Annotated in this window: 13 protein-coding genes and 1 tRNA gene; 7 read left to right on the top strand and 7 right to left on the bottom strand. The window is 73.8% G+C overall.

All coding sequences use genetic code 11. The annotated features are described in order from the left end of the window. Window positions 1-110 precede the first annotated feature (110 nt). Complete coding sequence (locus tag CHB98_RS10710) at window positions 111-515, top strand: PaaI family thioesterase (RefSeq protein WP_089305567.1); 405 nt, start codon at window positions 111-113, stop codon at window positions 513-515. On the opposite strand, the gene CHB98_RS21600 is transcribed toward CHB98_RS10710, so the two are convergent. Beyond that, window positions 512-1,156, bottom strand: a complete 645-nt coding sequence (locus tag CHB98_RS21600; protein ID WP_179224396.1) for a GNAT family N-acetyltransferase — start codon at window positions 1,154-1,156, stop codon at window positions 512-514. The genes CHB98_RS10710 and CHB98_RS21600 overlap by 4 nt on opposite strands. A gap of 289 nt (window positions 1,157-1,445) precedes the next feature. Here CHB98_RS21600 and CHB98_RS10700 point away from each other — a divergent pair, with 289 nt between their 5' ends. The 4 genes from CHB98_RS10700 to CHB98_RS10685 are packed head-to-tail and all read left to right on the top strand — an operon-like array spanning window position 1,446 to window position 5,618. Then, on the top strand, window positions 1,446-2,717 hold the full coding sequence (locus CHB98_RS10700) for a branched-chain amino acid ABC transporter permease (RefSeq protein WP_089305565.1): 1,272 nt from the start codon (window positions 1,446-1,448) through the stop codon (window positions 2,715-2,717). Between the two features lie 3 nt (window positions 2,718-2,720). After that, the gene (locus tag CHB98_RS10695) at window positions 2,721-3,719 is read left to right on the top strand and encodes a branched-chain amino acid ABC transporter permease (RefSeq protein ID WP_089305564.1); all 999 of its coding nucleotides are present in this window, start codon (window positions 2,721-2,723) and stop codon (window positions 3,717-3,719) included. After that, on the top strand, window positions 3,709-4,749 hold the full coding sequence (locus tag CHB98_RS10690; protein WP_245821066.1) for an ABC transporter ATP-binding protein: 1,041 nt from the start codon (window positions 3,709-3,711) through the stop codon (window positions 4,747-4,749). Before CHB98_RS10695 ends, CHB98_RS10690 begins: the two co-directional genes overlap by 11 nt. Beyond that, window positions 4,746-5,618, top strand: coding sequence for an ABC transporter ATP-binding protein (locus CHB98_RS10685; protein WP_218822322.1), 873 nt, complete (start codon window positions 4,746-4,748; stop codon window positions 5,616-5,618). The genes CHB98_RS10690 and CHB98_RS10685 overlap by 4 nt, the downstream gene beginning before the upstream one ends. A gap of 166 nt (window positions 5,619-5,784) precedes the next feature. On the opposite strand, the gene CHB98_RS10680 is transcribed toward CHB98_RS10685, so the two are convergent. Together CHB98_RS10680 and CHB98_RS10675 are read right to left on the bottom strand one after the other, a co-directional pair. Then, window positions 5,785-7,122, bottom strand: coding sequence for an ABC transporter substrate-binding protein (locus CHB98_RS10680; protein ID WP_089305563.1), 1,338 nt, complete (start codon window positions 7,120-7,122; stop codon window positions 5,785-5,787). Window positions 7,123-7,271: 149 nt separating this feature from the next. Then, window positions 7,272-7,874 (bottom strand): ANTAR domain-containing response regulator, encoded by a 603-nt coding sequence (locus CHB98_RS10675; RefSeq protein ID WP_089305562.1) that lies wholly within the window; start codon window positions 7,872-7,874, stop codon window positions 7,272-7,274. A gap of 84 nt (window positions 7,875-7,958) precedes the next feature. On the opposite strand from CHB98_RS10675, the gene CHB98_RS10670 reads away from it, so the two are divergent. Both CHB98_RS10670 and CHB98_RS10665 read left to right on the top strand, forming a co-directional pair. Further along, window positions 7,959-8,032, top strand: a tRNA-Leu gene (locus CHB98_RS10670). 96 nt (window positions 8,033-8,128) lie between these two features. Beyond that, entirely contained in the window at window positions 8,129-9,850 is a 1,722-nt protein-coding gene (locus tag CHB98_RS10665) for a pyridoxal-dependent decarboxylase (RefSeq protein WP_245821065.1), read from the top strand. 1 nt (window position 9,851) lies between these two features. Here the strand turns inward: CHB98_RS10665 and CHB98_RS10660 are convergent, their stop codons facing one another. The 4 genes from CHB98_RS10660 to gltB all read right to left on the bottom strand — a co-directional run bounded on the left by CHB98_RS10660 (window position 9,852) and on the right by gltB (window position 18,438). After that, complete coding sequence (locus CHB98_RS10660) at window positions 9,852-10,730, bottom strand: acyl-CoA thioesterase (RefSeq protein WP_089305561.1); 879 nt, start codon at window positions 10,728-10,730, stop codon at window positions 9,852-9,854. Next, the gene (pyk, locus tag CHB98_RS10655; protein WP_089305560.1) at window positions 10,727-12,142 is read right to left on the bottom strand and encodes a pyruvate kinase; all 1,416 of its coding nucleotides are present in this window, start codon (window positions 12,140-12,142) and stop codon (window positions 10,727-10,729) included. The genes CHB98_RS10660 and pyk overlap by 4 nt, the downstream gene beginning before the upstream one ends. 112 nt (window positions 12,143-12,254) lie before the next feature. Continuing rightward, the gene (locus CHB98_RS10650; protein ID WP_089305559.1) at window positions 12,255-13,757 is read right to left on the bottom strand and encodes a glutamate synthase subunit beta; all 1,503 of its coding nucleotides are present in this window, start codon (window positions 13,755-13,757) and stop codon (window positions 12,255-12,257) included. After that, window positions 13,750-18,438 (bottom strand): glutamate synthase large subunit, encoded by a 4,689-nt coding sequence (gltB, locus tag CHB98_RS10645; RefSeq protein ID WP_218822321.1) that lies wholly within the window; start codon window positions 18,436-18,438, stop codon window positions 13,750-13,752. The genes CHB98_RS10650 and gltB overlap by 8 nt, the downstream gene beginning before the upstream one ends.

Here is an 18,438-nt window from a genome sequence, read left to right as displayed (position 1 = left end):
TGATGGTAGTGAAAGGACCTCCTCGCCCCCCACGCCTCGCGAGCTCGGCGCAGGCCCCTGCGAGGAGGCCGTTCCAGCGCCTGCACCGGGGCCTTGGCTACGGTGCCGGGGTGACCGTCGACCGCCCCGACTGGCTCGACGCCGGCCGGATGAGCCCGCTGGACGACAAGCTCGGCATCCGGATCACCGACCACGACCCCGACCACGTGGTGGCGACCATGCCCGTCGAGGGCAACCAGCAGCCGTTCGGGCTGCTGCACGGCGGGGCCACCTGCTCGCTGGTGGAGACCGTCGGCTCCTGGGCGGCGGCGCTGGGTGCCGGCCCGGGCCGGCAGGCCGTCGGCGTGGAGCTCAACGTGAGCTACCTGCGCGCGGCCACCAAGGGCGTCGTCACCGCCGTCGCCACCCCGGTGCGACGGGGCCGGACGCTGGCCACCTTCACCATCGACGTCACCGACGAGCAGGGCCGGGTCACGGCGACCGCCCGGCTCACCTGCATGGTCCTGGCGGCCTAACCGTCCGCGGCGTCCAGCAGGGCCACCGCGGGCACCGGCGGGCGGCGGCGCACCGGCGGGCGGCGCGGTGCCGGGACGGTGCCCCCGCCGCGCTGCCAGGCCGCCAGCGTCCGGGCGAGGGTCTCCCGCGACACGATCCGCCGGGTGGTCAGGGGGGCGAAGCCCATGCGCGCGAAGAACCGCTGCCGCTCCGCCTCGTGCCCCCCGACGGCCCCGACGACGTGCGCGGCACCGACCTGCGACGCGTGCGCCACGGCGGCGGCCAGCAGCGCGGCACCGGCTCCGCACCGGCGGTGGTCGCGGTGGACGACGAGGTTGTCCACGGTCACCTGCGGGACGCCGAGGACGACCGACAGCGGGTCCACGCCGAGGACGGCCAGCCCGACGACCAGCTCGCCGCCGCTGGCCCCGCCGTCCGGGGCGTTCGGCCCGGGCAGGACGGCCAGCACGACCCGGTGCGCCGGGTCGGCGAGCAGGCGGCGGAAGCCGGCGGCCGCCGCGGCGCCGGGCGTCTGCCCGGTCAGCACGCCCTCGGCGTGGGCCTCCGAGCGGTGCTGGCGCACCAGGGCGAGCACGGCGGGCAGGTCGGCGGGACGCGCGTCCCGCGTCGCGACGCGGGACCGGGAACCGGGAACGGACACAGGGCCTCCCTGGACGGTGGCCCGAGACTGCACCCGTGCGAGCGGGCCGCGACGTCGGCGCGCCGCCCGCGGGACGGGTGTGACGGGTGCGGCGTGTCCCGGACGGGTAACAGCTCGGCGCGAGGTGAACAGCAGGCAACACAGCTGGGTTACCGTCCCCCCTCGTGCGCAGAGGCAGGGAGGCGGAGTGACCAACACGGCAGACCGTGTGCCGGGGCCCGGGGTGGCGAGGGGACCGGCCCGGGGCGGGCGGCCGGCTGCCCGCCGACGCCGGACGTCCCCGTTCCGGGTGCTGTCCCGCCTGCTGCTGCTCGGCGTCCTCGGGGGGCTGGCGCTGCTGCTGGTCCCCGGGGTCGCCGTCGCCCAGCCGGAGTCCGGCACGGCCACCGAGCAGGTGTCGGGCACGCTGCGGACCAACGTCGGCGGCCCGGTCGAGGGCGTCGAGGTGGTCGTCACCACGGCCGACGGCACCGAGGTCGACACCGTGCAGACCGACGACGAGGGCCGCTGGGCGGTGCCGCTGCCCGGGCCGGGCCAGTACACGGTCACCGTCGACGCCGAGGACCTGCCCGAGGGCGTGGTGCTCACCGGCGAGGACAACCGGACGGTCACCGTCGACGCCAACCGCAACCAGGGCGTGATCATCGCGCTCAGCGACGGCAGCCGGGAGACCGGCGGCGGCACGGTCCGCTGGGTGCAGCTGCTCGTCGAGGGGCTGCGCTTCGGGCTGCTCATCGCCATGGCCGCCGTCGGCCTCTCGCTGATCTTCGGCACCACCGGCCTGACCAACTTCGCACACGGCGAGCTGGTCACCATCGGGGCGATGGCCGCCTGGTTCATCAACGTCCAGGGCGGCGTGCCGCTGATCCCGGCCACGCTGATCGCCATGGTGATCGGCGCGGGCGTCGGCGCGCTCAACGAGCTGGCCATCTGGCGGCCGCTGCGCCGGCGCGGCACCGGTCTGGTCGCCGCGCTGGTCATCTCCATCGGCCTGTCGCTGCTGCTGCGCTACCTGTACCAGATCGTCTTCGGCGGGGGCTCGGAGGCCTACGCGGACTACCGGGGCCAGCGGGCGGTCGACTACGGCCCGTTCACGATGACCAACACCGACCTGGCGTCGATCGTCATCGCCCTGGCCGTGCTGCTGCTCGTCGCCGTCATGCTGCAGCGCACCACGATCGGCAAGGCCATGCGGGCGGTGGCCGACAACCGGGACCTGGCGGCCTCCTCGGGCATCAACGTCAACCGGGTCATCCTCGTCGTCTGGATGATGGGCGGCGCGCTGGCGGCCCTGGGCGGGACGCTCCTCGGGCTGTCCGACGAGGTGCAGTGGGACATGGGCTTCCGGCTGCTGCTGCTGATGTTCGCCGGGGTCACCCTCGGCGGGCTCGGCACGGCCTACGGGGCGCTGGTGGGCAGCATCGTGGTGGGGGTCTTCGTGCAGATGTCGACGCTGGTCATCCCCAACGACGTCAAGTACGTCGGGGGGCTGCTGCTGCTGATCGTCATCCTGATCGTGCGGCCGCAGGGCATCCTCGGCAGCCGGGTGCGGGTGGGCTGAGCCGTGGGTGAACTGATCGACGCCCTGGCCGTCGCGCTCAAGGCCGGGCTGGGCTTCCAGGCGATCTTCCTGGCGCTGCTGGCCATCGGCATCAACGTGCAGTTCGGCTACACCGGGCTGCTGAACTTCGGCCAGATCGCCTTCGCGCTGCTCGGCGGGTACGGCATCGCCATCTCGGTGAGCCAGTGGGGGCTGCCCTTCTGGGTCGGCGTGCTGGTCGGCCTGGGCGCCGCCGTCGTCCTGGCCCTGCTGCTCGGCCTGCCGACGCTGCGGCTGCGCGCGGACTACCTGGCGATCGCCACCATCGCCGCCGCGGAGGGGCTGCGGCTGCTGTTCCGGTCGGTGTCGGCGACCCCGGTCACCAACGGCACCCGCGGGCTGGCCGGCTTCAACGGCGACTTCGTCGCCCTGGCGCCCTGGGACACCGCCCGGCAGTACCCGATCCTGGGCACCCGGTGGAGCGGTGGCGAGCTGTGGGTCACCACGGTCGGCTGGGCGCTGGTGGCCCTGTCCTGCCTGCTGGTGTGGCTGCTCGTCCGCAGCCCGTGGGGCCGGGTGGTCAAGTCCATCCGCGAGGACGAGGACGCCGTCCGCGCGCTGGGCAAGAACGTCTACCTGTACAAGATGCAGGCGCTGGTGCTCGGCGGCGTGCTGGGCGCGCTCGGCGGCATGGTGTACGCCCTCGGCACCGCGTCGGCCAACCCCGACCAGTACCAGAACGCCAACACCTTCCTGGCCTACGCCGCCCTCATCCTCGGCGGCGCGGCCCGGGTGCTCGGCCCGGTCGTCGGCGCGATGCTGATGTACTTCATCATCCAGTTCGCCGACACCGGCCTGCGTACGCTGATCGGCAACGGGATCATCCCCGAGGACCTGCTCTCGGCGACCGACGTGGCGCAGATCCGGTTCGTGCTGATCGGGCTCGGCCTCATGCTGCTGCTGGTGTTCCGGCCGCAGGGCATCTTCGGTGACCGACGAGAGGTGATGCTCGATGCCCGCTGAGCCCGTGCCCGCTGAGCCCGTCCCCGGACGGCCCGCCGCCGGCGGCGCGCACGCCGCGTCCCTGGACGCGCCCGCGGCCGGCGCCCCACGGCTGCTGGCCCGGGCCGCGCTGCGCGACGTCCCCTGGGAGGTCGGGGTGGCCAAGCCCGACCCGGCGATCGTGGTGGACGGCGTCACCCGCACCTTCGGCGGCCTGACCGCCGTCTCGGTGGACCACCTGGAGGTCCAGCGCGGCGGCATCACCGGCCTGATCGGCCCGAACGGCGCCGGCAAGACGACGCTGTTCAACCTGCTCACCGGCTTCGACCAGCCCAACACCGGCAGCTGGTCCTTCGACGGGCGGCCGCTGGGCAAGCTCGCGCCGCACCAGGTGGCCCGGCTGGGCGTCGTGCGGACCTTCCAGCTGACCAAGGCGCTGTCCCGGCTGACCGTGCTGCAGAACATGCTGCTCGGCGCCCAGGGCCAGCGCGGGGAGAGCTTCTGGCGGGCGCTGGTGCCCGGCACCTGGCGGGCCCAGGAGCGGGCCAACACCGAGAAGGCGATGGAGCTGCTCACCCGGTTCAAGCTGGACCGGAAGAAGGACGACTTCGCCGGCACCCTCTCCGGCGGGCAGCGCAAGCTGCTGGAGATGGCCCGCGCGCTGATGAGCGACCCGAAGGTCGTCATGCTCGACGAGCCCATGGCCGGGGTGAACCCGGCGCTGACGCAGAGCCTGCTCGGGCACGTCAAGGACCTCCGCGAGGAGGGCATGACGGTCGTCTTCGTCGAGCACGACATGGACGTCGTCCGCGACATCAGCGACTGGGTGGTCGTCATGGCCGCCGGCAAGGTGATCGCGGAGGGCCCGCCGGAGTCGGTGAGCCAGAACCAGGCCGTCGTCGACGCCTACCTCGGCGCACACCACGACGCCCCGCTCACCGTCGAGGAGGAGGACCGCGTCCTCGCCGAGGCCGAGGCGGCCATCGCCCGCGAGGAGGGTGCCGACGGCGACGTCATCGGCTCCGACACCCGACGCGAGGAGGACCGATGAGCACCATGGACGACCCGGCCACCGAGGACCCGATGTTCCAGGTCGGGCACGGCGACGGCGGCACGCCCGACCAGCGGGCGGTCGCCGCGGGGACGTCCCCGGCGGAGGTGGCGGCGACCCGCGAGGAGCACCTGCGCCTGGCCGAGGGGGCCCTCGTGCGAGCCGACGACCTCGTCGCCGGCTACCTGCCCGGGGTCAACATCCTCAACGGGTGCGACTTCTACCTGCAGGACGGCGAGCTGGTGGGCATCATCGGCCCGAACGGCGCCGGGAAGTCCACGCTGCTCAAGACGCTGTTCGGCCTCATCCCGGTGCGCTCGGGCAGCGTGACGCTGCGCGGGGAGGACATCACCTCCGCCCCCGCCCACCGGCTGGTCTCCCTGGGCGTGGGCTACGTGCCGCAGAACAACAACGTGTTCCCCTCGCTGACCATCGAGGAGAACATGCAGATGGGCGCCTACCTGCGGCCCAGGGTCTTCCGCAGCCGCTTCGACTACGTGGCCGACCTGTTCCCCATGCTCGGGGAGCGTCGCCGGATCAAGGCCGGCTCGCTGTCCGGCGGCGAGCGGCAGATGGTGGCGATGGGCCGGGCGCTGATGATGGAGCCGTCGGTGCTGCTGCTCGACGAGCCGTCGGCCGGGCTGTCCCCGGCCTACCAGGACGAGGTGTTCATCCGCTGCCGGCGGATCAACGCCACGGGCGTCTCGATCATCATGGTGGAGCAGAACGCCCGCCGCTGCCTGCAGATCTGCGACCGCGGCTACGTGCTCGACCAGGGCCGCAACGCCTACACCGACACCGGCGAGTCGCTGATGACCGACCCCAAGGTCATCGAGCTCTACCTGGGCACGCTCGCCAAGGCCCGCTGAGGGAGCGCCCCTCCCCAGCCGACGGCGCCGGTCCCCGCGAGGGGCCGGCGCCGTCGTGCTGTCTGGACGGCGGGTGCCGCCGGCCGGCGGGACGGCCGTGGCCCGACACCGCGGACGGTGCCGGGCCACGGGGACCGCGGTGGGGCGGCGCCCGGGCGCCGCGGGGTCAGCGCCGGGGGCCGATGCCCTGCTGGTTGAGCCCCTCGATGATCCGCGCCGACTCCTCGAAGCCGATGACCACGATGGCGTCGGGGTTGAAGTCGGCCATCTGCTGGATCTCGGCGTCGAAGTTGGCCGCCTGCGGGTCGTAGGTCAGCGTCACGATGCTGTCCTCCGACAGGCCCGCGGAGATCAGGTTCTCCCGGGTGTTGTCCAGCAGCCCGGTGCCGTACGGGTCGTTGAGCGCCATGATCCCGACGGTGTTGTTGCCGTCGTTGATGATCAGGTCGGCCAGGGCCCGTGCCTGCAGGGTGTCCGGCGGGGCGGTGCGGAAGTACAGCCCGTTGTCGTTGTAGTCGGTGAACTGGTCGGACGTGTTCGCCGGGGAGAACTGCAGCACGCCGGCGCCGGTGATCCGGTCGATGACGGTCAGGCTGACGCCCGAGGACGCCGCGCCGATGATCGCGTTCACGCCCTCCTGCAGCAGCCGGTCCACCGTCTGCGTCGCGGTGTCGGTCGACGCGTCGCCCGAGTCGCCCTCGACCAGCCGGACCTCCTGGCCGAGCACGCCGCCGGCGGCGTTGATGTCCTGGACCGCCAACCGGGCGCCGGCGACCTCGGGCGGGCCGAGGAAGGCCAGGTTGCCGGTCAGCGGCAGCAGCGTGCCGATGACCAGCTGCTCCCCCGTCGCCCCCGGCGCGGCGTAGGCCGGGCCCTCGTCGGTGGCGGCGTTGGCCCCGTCACCGGCCAGCACGTACTCGGTCATGGTGTCGTCGAGCTGGTTGTCCTCGCCGAACTGCAGGATGCCGAAGCTCGCCTCGGCAGGCTCACCGGCGTCGGTGAAGCTCAGCGGGCCGGAGATGCCGTCGTAGTCGACGTTCCCGCCGCTGGTGATGATCTCCAGGCAGCCGGCGTAGTCGGTGCACGCCTCGCCACCGAAGGTGATGCCGTTGACGAACTCCTTGAACACGTTCGCGTCGTTCGTGCCCGCGGCCTGGGCGGCCAGCGCGGTGATGACGACCGCGTCGTAGGTCTCGCCCGCGTAGTTGTAGTCCTGCAGGTTCGGGTCGATCTGCAGCAGCCGCTCCTGGAAGTCGGTGCCCAGCTCGGTCAGCGGCGTGGTGCCCGACATGCCGGCCAGCGAGCTCGGCTCGGTGAAGGACTCACCGAGCGCGTTGCCCATGTTGCCGTCGGTGCCGTAGACGTTGACCTGCCGCTCGCCACCGCCGCTGTCTGTCCCCTCGGCCGCGGTGCCCCCCTCGTCGCCCCCACCGCCACACGCGGTCAGGACGAGGAGGGCCGCGGCCGAGATGGCGGCGTTGCGCGCGAGGATCCCTGTGCGCATGGATGAACTCCCACTGTGGTGTCGGTCGTGCGGCCGGCCCGCCCGGGGCGGACGGCCGGTCAGTGGGGGGAAGGTAGCTGCCCGATCGGGGACCGGAGCGGGGGTCGCTCCGACCGTGATGAGGTCGTGACCTGCCGCATCGGCCGCGGTCAGCCGCCCGGCGCCGGGTCCGGGGACCCCTGCGGCTGCAGGATGCGCTGCGCGAGCGCCTTCATCGAGGTGCGCTCGTTCATCGCCGTCCGCTGGATCCACCGGAAGGCATCCGCCTCGCTGAGGCCCTGCTCGGCCATCAGCCGGCCCTTGGCCTGCTCGACCACCTTGCGGGTCTCCAGCCGCTCCTCCAGCGTGCGCACCTCGCCGTCGAGGGCGGTCATCTCGGCGAACCGGCCGCGGGCCACCTCGATCGCCGGCACCAGGTCGTCCTTGGAGAACGGCTTGACCAGGTAGGCCATCGCGCCGGCGTCGCGGGCCCGCTCGACCAGCTCGCGCTGGCTGAACGCGGTCAGCACGATGACCGGGGCGATGCGGGCCGAGGCGATCTGCTCGGCGGCCGACAGGCCGTCGAGCACCGGCATCTGGATGTCCAGGATGACCAGGTCCGGCCGCAGCTCGGTGGCCTGGTCGACGGCCTGCTGGCCGTCGCCGGCCTCGGCCACGACGGTGTATCCCTCCTCCTCGAGCATCTCCTTGAGGTCGAGGCGGATGAGCGCCTCGTCCTCGGCGATGAGGACCCGGACCTGCTCGCTGCTCACGCGCGGCAGCCTATCGACGCCGGACCGTCGGCGAGAGGCGGTTACGCTGATCCCCGCCCCACCGGCCTCCCGGCCGGCCGGTACGCCCCCGTACCCCAATCGGCAGAGGGAGCGGACTCAAAACCCGCGCAGTGTGCGTTCGAGTCGCACCGGGGGCACGCTGTGATCCGTCGTCCTACCGGACGACACCGCGCCAGGAGCGGTCCCCCTCCGCCGGGATCCGGCGGCCGGACGCCACGCAATACGGTGGGGCCGTGAGCCAGCCCGAGCCGACGCCGTCCGCCCCGCACATGACCCCGGAGCAGTTCCGCCGGCACGGCCACGAGGTCGTCGACTGGATCGCCGACTACTGGACCCGGGTCGGCTCCCTGCCGGTCCGCTCCCCCCTCTCCCCCGGCGACGTCCGCGCGGCGCTGCCCGAGGCCCCGCCGGAGCAGGGCGAGCCGTTCGGCGCCGTGCTCGCCGACCTCGACCGCGTCGTCGTGCCCGGCCTCACCCACTGGCAGCACCCCGGCTTCCTGGCCTACTTCCCGGCCAACACCTCCGGGCCCTCGGTGCTCGGCGACCTGGTCAGCGCGGGCCTGGGTGTGCAGGGCATGTCCTGGGTGACCAGCCCGGCGGCCACCGAGCTCGAGCAGCACGTGCTGGACTGGTTCGCCGGGCTGCTCGGGCTGCCGGAGGCCTTCCTGTCGTCCGGCCCCGGCGGCGGGGTGGTGCAGGACTCCAGCTCCGGGGCCAACCTGGTCGCGCTGCTGGCCGCGCTGCACCGGGCCAGCGGCGGCGGCACGGTGCGCGGCGGCGTCCGGCCCGAGGAGTACACCGTCTACGTCTCCGCGGAGACGCACTCCTCCATGGAGAAGGCGGTGCGGATCGCCGGCCTGGGCAGCGACGCGGTCCGCGTCGTCGAGGTGGACGGCGACCTGGCGATGCGGCCGCAGTCGCTGCGGGCCCGCCTGGAGCGCGACGTCGACCGCGGGTCCCGGCCGGTGCTGGTCTGCGCCACGGTCGGGACGACGTCGACGACGGCGGTGGACCCGCTCGCCGAGCTCGGCCCGATCTGCCGCGACGCCGGTGTGTGGCTGCACGTGGACGCCGCCTACGCGGGCGTCAGCGCCGTCGCCCCGGAGCTGCGGGGGCTGCAGGCCGGCGTCGAGTGGGCCGACAGCTACACCACCGACGCGCACAAGTGGCTGCTCACCGGCTTCGACGCGACGCTGTTCTGGGTGGCCGACCGGGCCGCGCTCACCGGCGCGCTGGCGATCCTGCCGGAGTACCTGCGCAACGCGGCCACCGACGCCGGCGCGGTCGTCGACTACCGGGACTGGCAGATCGAGCTCGGCCGCCGCTTCCGGGCGCTCAAGCTGTGGTTCGTGCTGCGCTGGTACGGCGCCGAGGGGCTGCGCGCGCACGTCCGCGACGGCGTGGCGCTGGCCCAGGAGCTGGCCGGGTGGGCCGACGCCGACGACCGCTTCGACGTCGTCGCCCCGCACCCGCTGTCCCTGGTGTGCCTGCGGCCGCGCTGGGCCGCGGGCGTGGACCCCGACGTGGCCACGATGACGCTGCTGGAGCGCCTCAACGACGGCGGGGAGGTGTTCCTGACCCACACCACCGTCCGCGGCCAGGTGGTGCTGCGGGTGGCGGTGGGGGCGCCGACGACGACGCGGGCGCACGTCGCGCGGGCCTGGACGCTGCTGTGCGAGGGCCACGACTGGCTGGCCGCGGACTTCGCCGAGTCCGCCGCCGAGCGGGCCCGTGCCGATGCCGAGCGCCGCGCGGCCGCCGCCGGGGCGCACGGGGAGGCCCGCGTCGAGGTGCCCGCCGCGCAGGACGAGACGGCCGCCCAGGCCGGCGCCCAGCAGGACCTGGCCCCCGCCGGGTCCGTGGCCGACCCCGGCCGGCCGGAGGCCGACGGCCTCGTCCCGGAGGACGCCGACGCCGCGGCCGACGCCGCCACCGCCGGCGGCACCGGCTCCTGAGTCAGCCCCGCAGCGACCGGATGAGGCCCTGCTGGGCGACCGTGGCCACGTGCGTGCCGTCGGCCGCCCAGATCTGGCCGAAGCACAGCGCCCGGCCACCGGAGGCCGCGGGGCTGTCGGTCTCGTAGAGGAACCAGTCGTCGGCCCGCACCGGCGCGTGGAACCACACCGCGTGGTCCAGGCTGGCGCCGACGTGCCCCCCGCCCCAGCCGCCGCCGATCCGGGCCAGCCCGGCGGAGAGCAGGGTCAGGTCGCTGACGAAGGTCAGCGCCGAGCGGTGCACGCGGTCGTCCTCCGGCAGCCGGCCGGCGACCTGCATCCACACGGCCGTCCGGGTGTCCGGCGGGGACTTGGGCGTCCGGTCGAAGGGGTCCTCCAGCAGCCGCTGCTCGACCGCCTGGCTGATGGCCAGCGCCGCGGCGGCCCGCTCCCCGTAGGGGGCGACCACCTCCTGCAGGCTGGGCAGGGTGTGCGGCGCGGGCACCTGCGGCATGGGCAGCGCGTGCTCCACGACCGGGGTCTCCGGCACCGAGGCGTCCGCGGTGAGGGCGAAGATGGCGACGTCCTCGCCGCGGCGCCGCTGCCAGGCGATGACCCGGCGGGTGCTGAACGTGCGCCCGTCCCGGATCCGCTCGACGGCGTAGCGGATCTCCTCGTGCGGGTCGCCGGGCCGCAGGAAGTAGGCGTGCAGCGAGTGCACGGCGCGCTCCCCGGGCAGCGTGCGGGAGGCGGCCATGAGCGCCTGGCCGGCGACCTGCCCGCCGAAGATGCGCTGCAGCGGCGTCCGCGGCGTCCGGCCGACGTAGAGGTCGGTGTCGCGCTCCTCCAGGTCGAGGACCGCCATCAGCGCCGCGGCCTGGCTCGAGTCCTGCCGGGTCACGAGTCGGTGCCCACCTCGTGCACCCGGATGAGGTTGGTCGAGCCCGGGGTGTTCGGCGGGCTGCCGGCCACCACGACCACCCGGTCGCCGTCGCGCAACCGGCCGATGGACAGCAGCGAGAAGTCCACCTGGCGGACCATGTCGTCGGTGTGCTGGACCGACGGCACCAGGAAGGTCTCCACCCCCCACGACAGCGCCAGCTGGCTGCGCACCCGCCCGTCGACGGTGAAGGCCAGTAGCGGCATCCGGGGGTGCAGGGCGGCCAGCCGGCGGGCGCTGTCGCCGGTCTGGGTGAAGGTGGCCAGGGCCTCGACGTCCAGGGACTCGGCGATGTCGCGGGCCGACCGCACGATCGCCCCCGAGCGGGAGCGGGACCGGCGGACCACCTCCGGGGCGCGCACGGTGTCGCTCTCGACGGCGTCGATGATCCGCTCCATCGTCCGCACCGCGGCGATCGGGAAGCGGCCCACCGAGGTCTCCCCCGAGAGCATCACCGCGTCGGCGCCGTCGAGGACGGCGTTGGCGACGTCGGAGGCCTCGGCGCGGGTGGGCCGGGAGTTGGTGATCATCGACTCGAGCATCTGGGTGGCGACGATGACCGGCTTGTTGCGCTCGCGGGCGGCCTGCACGGCCCGCTTCTGCACCAGCGGCACCCGCTCCAGCGGCAGCTCGACGCCCAGGTCACCCCGGGCGACCATGATGCCGTCGAAGGCCTCGACGATCGCCTCCAGGTTCTCGACCGCCTCGGGCTTCTCCAGCTTGGCGATGATCGGGACGAGGACGTCCTCCTGGCGCATGATGTCGCGCACCAGCTCCACGTCCCGCGGGGAGCGCACGAACGACAGCGCGACGAAGTCCACCGACAGGTGCAGGGCGAAGCGGAGGTCCTCGGCGTCCTTGTCCGACAGCGCCGGCACGCTGACGGCGACCCCGGGCAGGGACAGGCCCTTGTTGTTGGACACCTCGCCGCCCTCGACGACCAGGCACCACACGTCCGGGCCCTCGACGGCGACGACCGACAGGGCCAGCTTGCCGTCGTCCACCAGCAGCCGGTCACCGACCTTGGCGTCGGCGGCCAGCCCCTTGTACGTCGTGGACACCCGCTCGGCGGTGCCCTCGACGTCCTCGACGGTGATGCACACCCGGCTGCCGGTCTCCCACTGGACCGGCCCGCCGGCGAAGGTGCCCAGCCGGATCTTCGGGCCCTGCAGGTCGGCGAGGATGGCGACGGCCCGGCCGGTGCGGTCGGAGGCCTCGCGGACCATGCGGTAGGCGCGCTCGTGGTCGGCGTGCGCCCCGTGGCTGAAGTTCAGCCGGGCGACGTCCATCCCCGACTCGACGAGCGCGGTGACCTGCTCCTGGCTCCCGGTCGCCGGACCGAGCGTGCAGACGATCTTGGCGCGTCGCGACATGCCCCAGACGCTAGTGGGGGGCCCGCCCCGCCGTGCGCACGAGTGGCTGTGAGCCTCGTCGTCCCCGGCGCGCGGACCTGCCGCCCCCGCCGGGGGCAGGGGCGGCAGGTCCCTAGCGCAGCGCGACCGCGGTCGGGGTCACCGGACGCGGCAGCGTGGTGGAGCCGGTCAGCCAGGCGTCGACCGCGCCGGCGGCGGCCCGGCCCTCGGCGATGGCCCACACGATGAGCGACTGGCCGCGGCCGGTGTCGCCGGCGACGAAGACGCCGGGGACGGTGGACATGAACTCGTCGTCGCGGACGATGGTGCCGCGCTGGTCGAGCTCCACGCCGAGGGCCTCGACCAGGCCGGTGCGCTCGGGCCCGGTGAAGCCCATGGCGAGGAACACCAGGTCGGCGGGGAGCTCGCGCTCGGTGCCCTCCACCTTCTGGAACCGGCCGTCGACGCGCTCCACGTCGTGGATGAGCAGCGCGCGCACGTTGCCCTGGGCGGGGCCCTCCTCATGACCCAGGAAGCGCTCGGTGTTGACGCTGTACAGCCGCTCCCCGCCCTCCTCGTGGGCGCTGGAGACGCGCATGACCATCGGGTAGGTCGGCCAGGGGTTGGCCGCCTGGTCCCGCTGGTCCGGCGGCGCCGGCATGATCTCCAGCTGGGTGACCGACAGGGCGCCCTGCCGGTGGGCGGTGCCCAGGCAGTCCGCGCCGGTGTCGCCGCCACCGATGATCACGACCTGCTTGCCGTGCGCGTCGATCGGCGGGGAGTCCAGCTCGCCGAGGGCCTGCCGGTTGCCGAAGGGCAGGTACTCCATGGCCAGGTGGATGCCGCGCAGCTCGCGGCCGGGGGCCGGGAGGTCGCGCCCCTGGGTGGCGCCGACGGCGAGCACGACGGCGTCGTGGTCCTCGCGCAGCTGCTCGACGGTGGGGTCGCCGTCCCGGCCGCTGCCGACCTCGACGCCGGTGACGAACCGGGTGCCCTCGGCACGCATCTGGTCCAGCCGCCGGTCCAGCACGGCCTTCTCCATCTTGAACTCGGGGATGCCGTAGCGGAGCAGCCCGCCGACCCGGTCGGCCCGCTCGAGCACCGTGACGTCGTGCCCGGCGCGGGTGAGCTGCTGGGCGGCGGCCAGCCCGGCGGGCCCGGAGCCGATGACGGCGACCCGCTTGCCGGTCTGCTCGTGCGGGGTGACCGGCTTGACCAGGTCGCGCTGGAACGCCTGGTCGATGATCTCCCACTCGATCTGCTTGATGGTGACCGGCGACTCCTGCAGGTTGAGCACGCAGGCGCCCTCGCACGGCGCCGGGCACAGCTTCCCGGTGAACTCCGGGAAGTTGTTGGTCGCGTGCAGCCGCTCGATCGCCTCGGTCCAGTCGTCGCGGCGGGCGAGGTCGTTCCACTCCGGGATCAGGTTGCCCAGCGGGCAGCCGTGGTGGCAGAACGGGATGCCGCAGTCCATGCACCGGGCGGCCTGCTGGCGGATCGCCCCCACCGGGAAGACGGCGTCCTCGCCGGTCTCCCGGGTGAGGTAGACGTCCTTCCAGTCCATGATCCGCACGTCCACCGGGCGCCGCGGCGGCAGCGCCCGCTCGTGCTTGAGGAACCCGGTCGAGTCAGCCACGTGCGGCCTCCATCACAGCTCGGTCGACGTCCGTCCCGGCGGCCTCGGCGGCGCTCCGGGCCTCCAGCGCGCGCCGGTAGTCGCGCGGCATGATCACGCTGAACCGCTCCGACCAGCGGCCCCAGTCGGCCAGCAGGGCGGTGGCCACCGGCGACTCGGTGTCCGCGGCGTAGCGCACCAGCACGTCGCGCAGCCACTGCGCCGACGCGCCGTCCAGCGGCTCGACGTCCACCATCTCGGCGTTGACCCGGTGCCGGGCCAGGTCCAGGACGTAGCCGATGCCGCCGGACATCCCCGCGGCGACGTTGCGGCCGGTCGGGCCGAGGATGACCGCTGAGCCGCCGGTCATGTACTCCAGCGCGTGGTCGCCGACCCCCTCGACGACGGCCAGCGCGCCGGAGTTGCGCACGCAGAACCGCTCGCCGACCCGGCCGCGCAGGAAGACCTCCCCGGCGGTCGCGCCGTAGCCGATGACGTTGCCGGCGATGACGTTGTCCTCGGCGGCGAAGCCGGCCTCCCGGGAGGGGCGGACGACGATCCGCCCGCCGGACAGGCCCTTGCCGACGTAGTCGTTGGCGTCGCCGAACAGCCGCATGGTGATGCCGCGCGGCACGAAGGCACCGAAGGACTGGCCGGCCGACCCGGTGAAGGTCAGGTCGATGGTGCCGTCGGGCAGGCCCGTGCCGCCGAAGCGCCGGGTGACCATCGAGCCCAGCATGGTGCCCACGGTGCGGTTGACGTTGCGCACCGGCAGCTCCAGGCTCACCGGCCGCGCGTCGAGCAGCGCGCCCTCGCACAGCTGGATCAGCGTCTGGTCCAGGGCGACGTCCAGCCCGTGGTCCTGCGTGCGCACCTGGCGGCGCGGCGTCCCCTCGGGCAGCTCGGGCACGGCCAGCAGCGGCGAGAGGTCCAGCCCCTGCGCCTTCCAGTGGCCCACCGCCTTGCGGGTGTCCAGCAGCTCGGCGTGGCCGATGGCCTCGGCCATCGACCGGAAGCCGAGCTCGGCGAGGTACCCGCGGACCTGCTCGGCGAGGAACTCGAAGAAGGTGACCAGGAACTCCGGCCGCCCGGTGAACCGCTTGCGCAGCTCCGGGTTCTGGGTGGCCACGCCGACCGGGCAGGTGTCCAGGTGGCAGACCCGCATCATCACGCAGCCGGCCACGATCAGCGGCGCGGTGGCGAAGCCGTACTCCTCGGCACCGAGCAGCGCGGCGATGATGACGTCGCGCCCGGTCTTCATCTGACCGTCGGCCTGCACCACGATCCGGTCGCGCAGCCCGTTGGCCAGCAGCGTCTGCTGGGTCTCGGCCAGCCCCAGCTCCCACGGGGAGCCGGCGTGCTTGAGCGAGGTCAGCGGGGCCGCGCCGGTCCCGCCGTCGTGCCCGGAGATGAGGACGACGTCGGCGTGGGCCTTGCTCACCCCGGCCGCGACCGTGCCGACACCCACCTCGGCGACCAGCTTGACGTTGATCCGGGCCTCGCTGTTGGCGTTCTTCAGGTCGTGGATGAGCTGCTTGAGGTCCTCGATGGAGTAGATGTCGTGGTGCGGCGGCGGGCTGATCAGCCCGACGCCCGGCGTGGAGTACCGGGTGCGGGCCACCCACGGGTACACCTTGGCGCCGGGCAGCTGGCCGCCCTCCCCGGGCTTGGCGCCCTGGGCCATCTTGATCTGGATGTCGTCGGCGTTGACCAGGTACTCGCTGGTCACCCCGAACCGCCCGGAGGCCACCTGCTTGATCGCCGAGCGGCGCAGGTCGCCGTTGGGGTCGGGTGCGTAGCGGTCGGGGTCCTCCCCGCCCTCGCCGGTGTTGGACCGGCCGCCGAGCCGGTTCATGGCGATGGCGAGGGTCTCGTGCGCCTCCTGGGAGATCGACCCGTAGCTCATCGCGCCGGTCTGGAACCGCCGGACGATCTCGCTGACCGGCTCGACCTCCTCGATCGGCACCGGGGGGCGCACGCCGGTGCGCAGGTCGAACAGCCCGCGCAGCGTGGCCGACTCCCGGGACAGCCCGTCCACGGTCTGGGTGTACTTCTCGAACACCTCGAACTGCCGGGAGCGGGTGGCGTGCTGGAGGAGGAACACCGTCTCGGGGTTGAACAGGTGCACCTCGCCCTCGCGGCGCCACTGGTACTCCCCGCCGGTCTCCAGCCGCCGGTGGGCGCGCTCGGTCGGGTTCTGCGGGTAGGCGCGGCGGTGGCGCATGGCCACCTCCTCGGCGAGGACGTCGATGCCGACGCCGCCGAGCGGGCAGGAGGTGCCGGTGAAGTACTCGTCGACGAGCTCCTGGGACAGGCCGACGGCCTCGAAGATCTGCGCCATCGTGTAGGAGCCGACGGTGCTGATGCCCATCTTGCTCATGACCTTCAGGACGCCCTTGCCCAGCGCCTTGACCACGTTGCGCACCGCCTGCGCCGGCTGGATGCCGGTCAGGTTGCCGTCGCGGATGAGGTCCTCGATGGACTCGAACGCCAGGTAGGGGTTGACCGCGGCCGCGCCGTAGCCGAGCAGCAGCGCGACGTGGTGCACCTCGCGGCAGTCGCCGGACTCGACGACCAGGCCGACCTCCATGCGGGTCTTCTGCCGCACGAGGTGGTGGTGCACGGCGGCGGTCATCAGCAGAGAGGGGATGGGGGCGCGGCTCTCGTCGCAGTCCCGGTCGGACAGCACGATGATCCGGGCGCCGGCGGCGATGGCCTTGCTCACCTTGGTCCGCAGCTGCTCGACCGCCTGGGCCAGCGCGGGCCCGCCGCCGGAGACGTCGTAGTGGCCGGTGATCCGGACGGCGGCGTAGCCGGGCAGGTCGCCGTCGTCGTCGATGTGCAGGATCTTGGCCAGCTCGTCGTTGTCGATGACCGGGTAGGGCAGGAACAGCTGCCGGCAGGACGCCGGGGTGGCCCGCAGCAGGTTCTGCTCGGGGCCGAAGGTGCGGCCCAGGCTGGTCACCAGCTCCTCGCGGATGGCGTCCAGCGGCGGGTTGGTCACCTGGGCGAACAGCTGGCCGAAGTAGTCGTAGAGCAGCCGGGAGCGGTCCGACAGCGCCGCGACCGGGGTGTCGGTGCCCATGGAGCCGATCGGCTCGGCGCCGGAGGACGCCATCGGGGTGAGCAGGACCCGCAGGTCCTCCTCGGTGTAGCCGAACAGCTGCTGGCGGCGGACGACGGACTCGTGGCTGGGCCGCGCGCGGCGGCGCTCGGGCAGCTGGGGCAGGTGCACCAGGCCGGCGTGCAGCCAGTCGTCGTAGGGGTGCTCGGCGGCCAGCGCGCCCTTGACCTCCTCGTCGCGCACGATCCGCCCGGCGGCGGTGTCGACGAGGAACATCCGGCCCGGCTGCAGCCGGCCCTTGGCGACCACGTCGGCGTCGGGGAGGTCCAGGACGCCGACCTCGCTGGCCAGCACGACCAGGCCGTCGCGGGTGTGCCACCAGCGCCCGGGGCGCAGCCCGTTGCGGTCCAGGACGGCGCCGATGAGCGTGCCGTCGGTGAACGCGACCGCGGCCGGCCCGTCCCACGGCTCCATGATCGAGGCGTGGAACCGGTAGAAGGCCCGGCGGGCCGGGTCCATCTCGTCGTGGTTCTCCCACGCCTCCGGGATCATCATGAGCACCGCGTGCGGCAGCGAGCGCCCGGACAGGTGCAGCAGCTCCAGCACCTCGTCGAAGGTGGCCGAGTCGCTGAAGTCGCTCGCCGTCACCGGGAAGAGGCGGTCCAGGCCGAGCTCGGAGGCGGGGCCGGCCGGCCCGTCGAACAGCTCGGTCTCCAGCTTGGCCTCGCGGGCGCGCATCCGGTTCCGGTTGCCCTTGATGGTGTTGATCTCGCCGTTGTGCGCGATCAGCCGGAACGGGTGGGCCAGCGGCCAGCTCGGGAAGGTGTTGGTGGAGAACCGGCTGTGCACCAGCGCGATCGCCGACGCGTAGCGCTCGTCGCGCAGGTCGGGGAAGAACGCGGGCAGCTGGTCGGTGGTCAGCATGCCCTTGTAGGTGATGGTGCGGCTGGACAGCGAGGCGACGTAGAGGGAGCTGCCGGCCTCGGTCGCGGCCCGCTCGGCCCGCTTGCGCAGCACGAAGGCGCGCCGCTCCAGCCGGGTCACGCCGTTGAGGGCCTTGCCGCCGCCGAAGGCCCGGGAGTCCGCGCGCGCGCCGATGGTCTCGGCGACGAACAGCTGCGCGAAGTGCGGCATCACCGCGCGGGCGGTGGGGCCGACGTCGGCGCCGTCGGGGTCGACCGGCAGCTCCCGCCAGCCGAGGACGACCAGGCCCTCCTCGGCGGCGAGCCGGTCGACGTCGGCGAGCCGGGCGGCGCGCTCGGCCTCGTCCACCGGCAGGAAGGCGATGCCGACGGCGTACTCCCCCACCGGCGGCAGGTCGAAGCCCACCTCGGCGCGCAGCAGGGCGTCGGGCACCTGGGTGAGGATGCCGGCGCCGTCCCCGGAGTTCGGCTCGGAGCCGGCCGCGCCGCGGTGGTCGAGGTTGTGCAGCGCGGTCAGCCCGGCGGCGACGATGCGGCGGCTGGCCCGACCCTGGACGTCGGCGACGAGGGCGACTCCGCAGGCGTCCGTGTCGTTGGCCGGGTCGTACAGGCCGGACGCCGGGGGCACCGCCGAGAACGGCACGCCCCTGCGCGGGGCGGGCGGCGCCGCGCCGGGGGCCGGCGACACAGCGGCGGGGGCGGTGGGGTCGGACAT

The organism is Geodermatophilus pulveris (genome assembly GCF_900188375.1).
Classification (GTDB): Bacteria; Actinomycetota; Actinomycetes; order Mycobacteriales; family Geodermatophilaceae; genus Geodermatophilus; species Geodermatophilus pulveris.
This window is presented reverse-complemented; position numbering and strand designations above follow the sequence as displayed.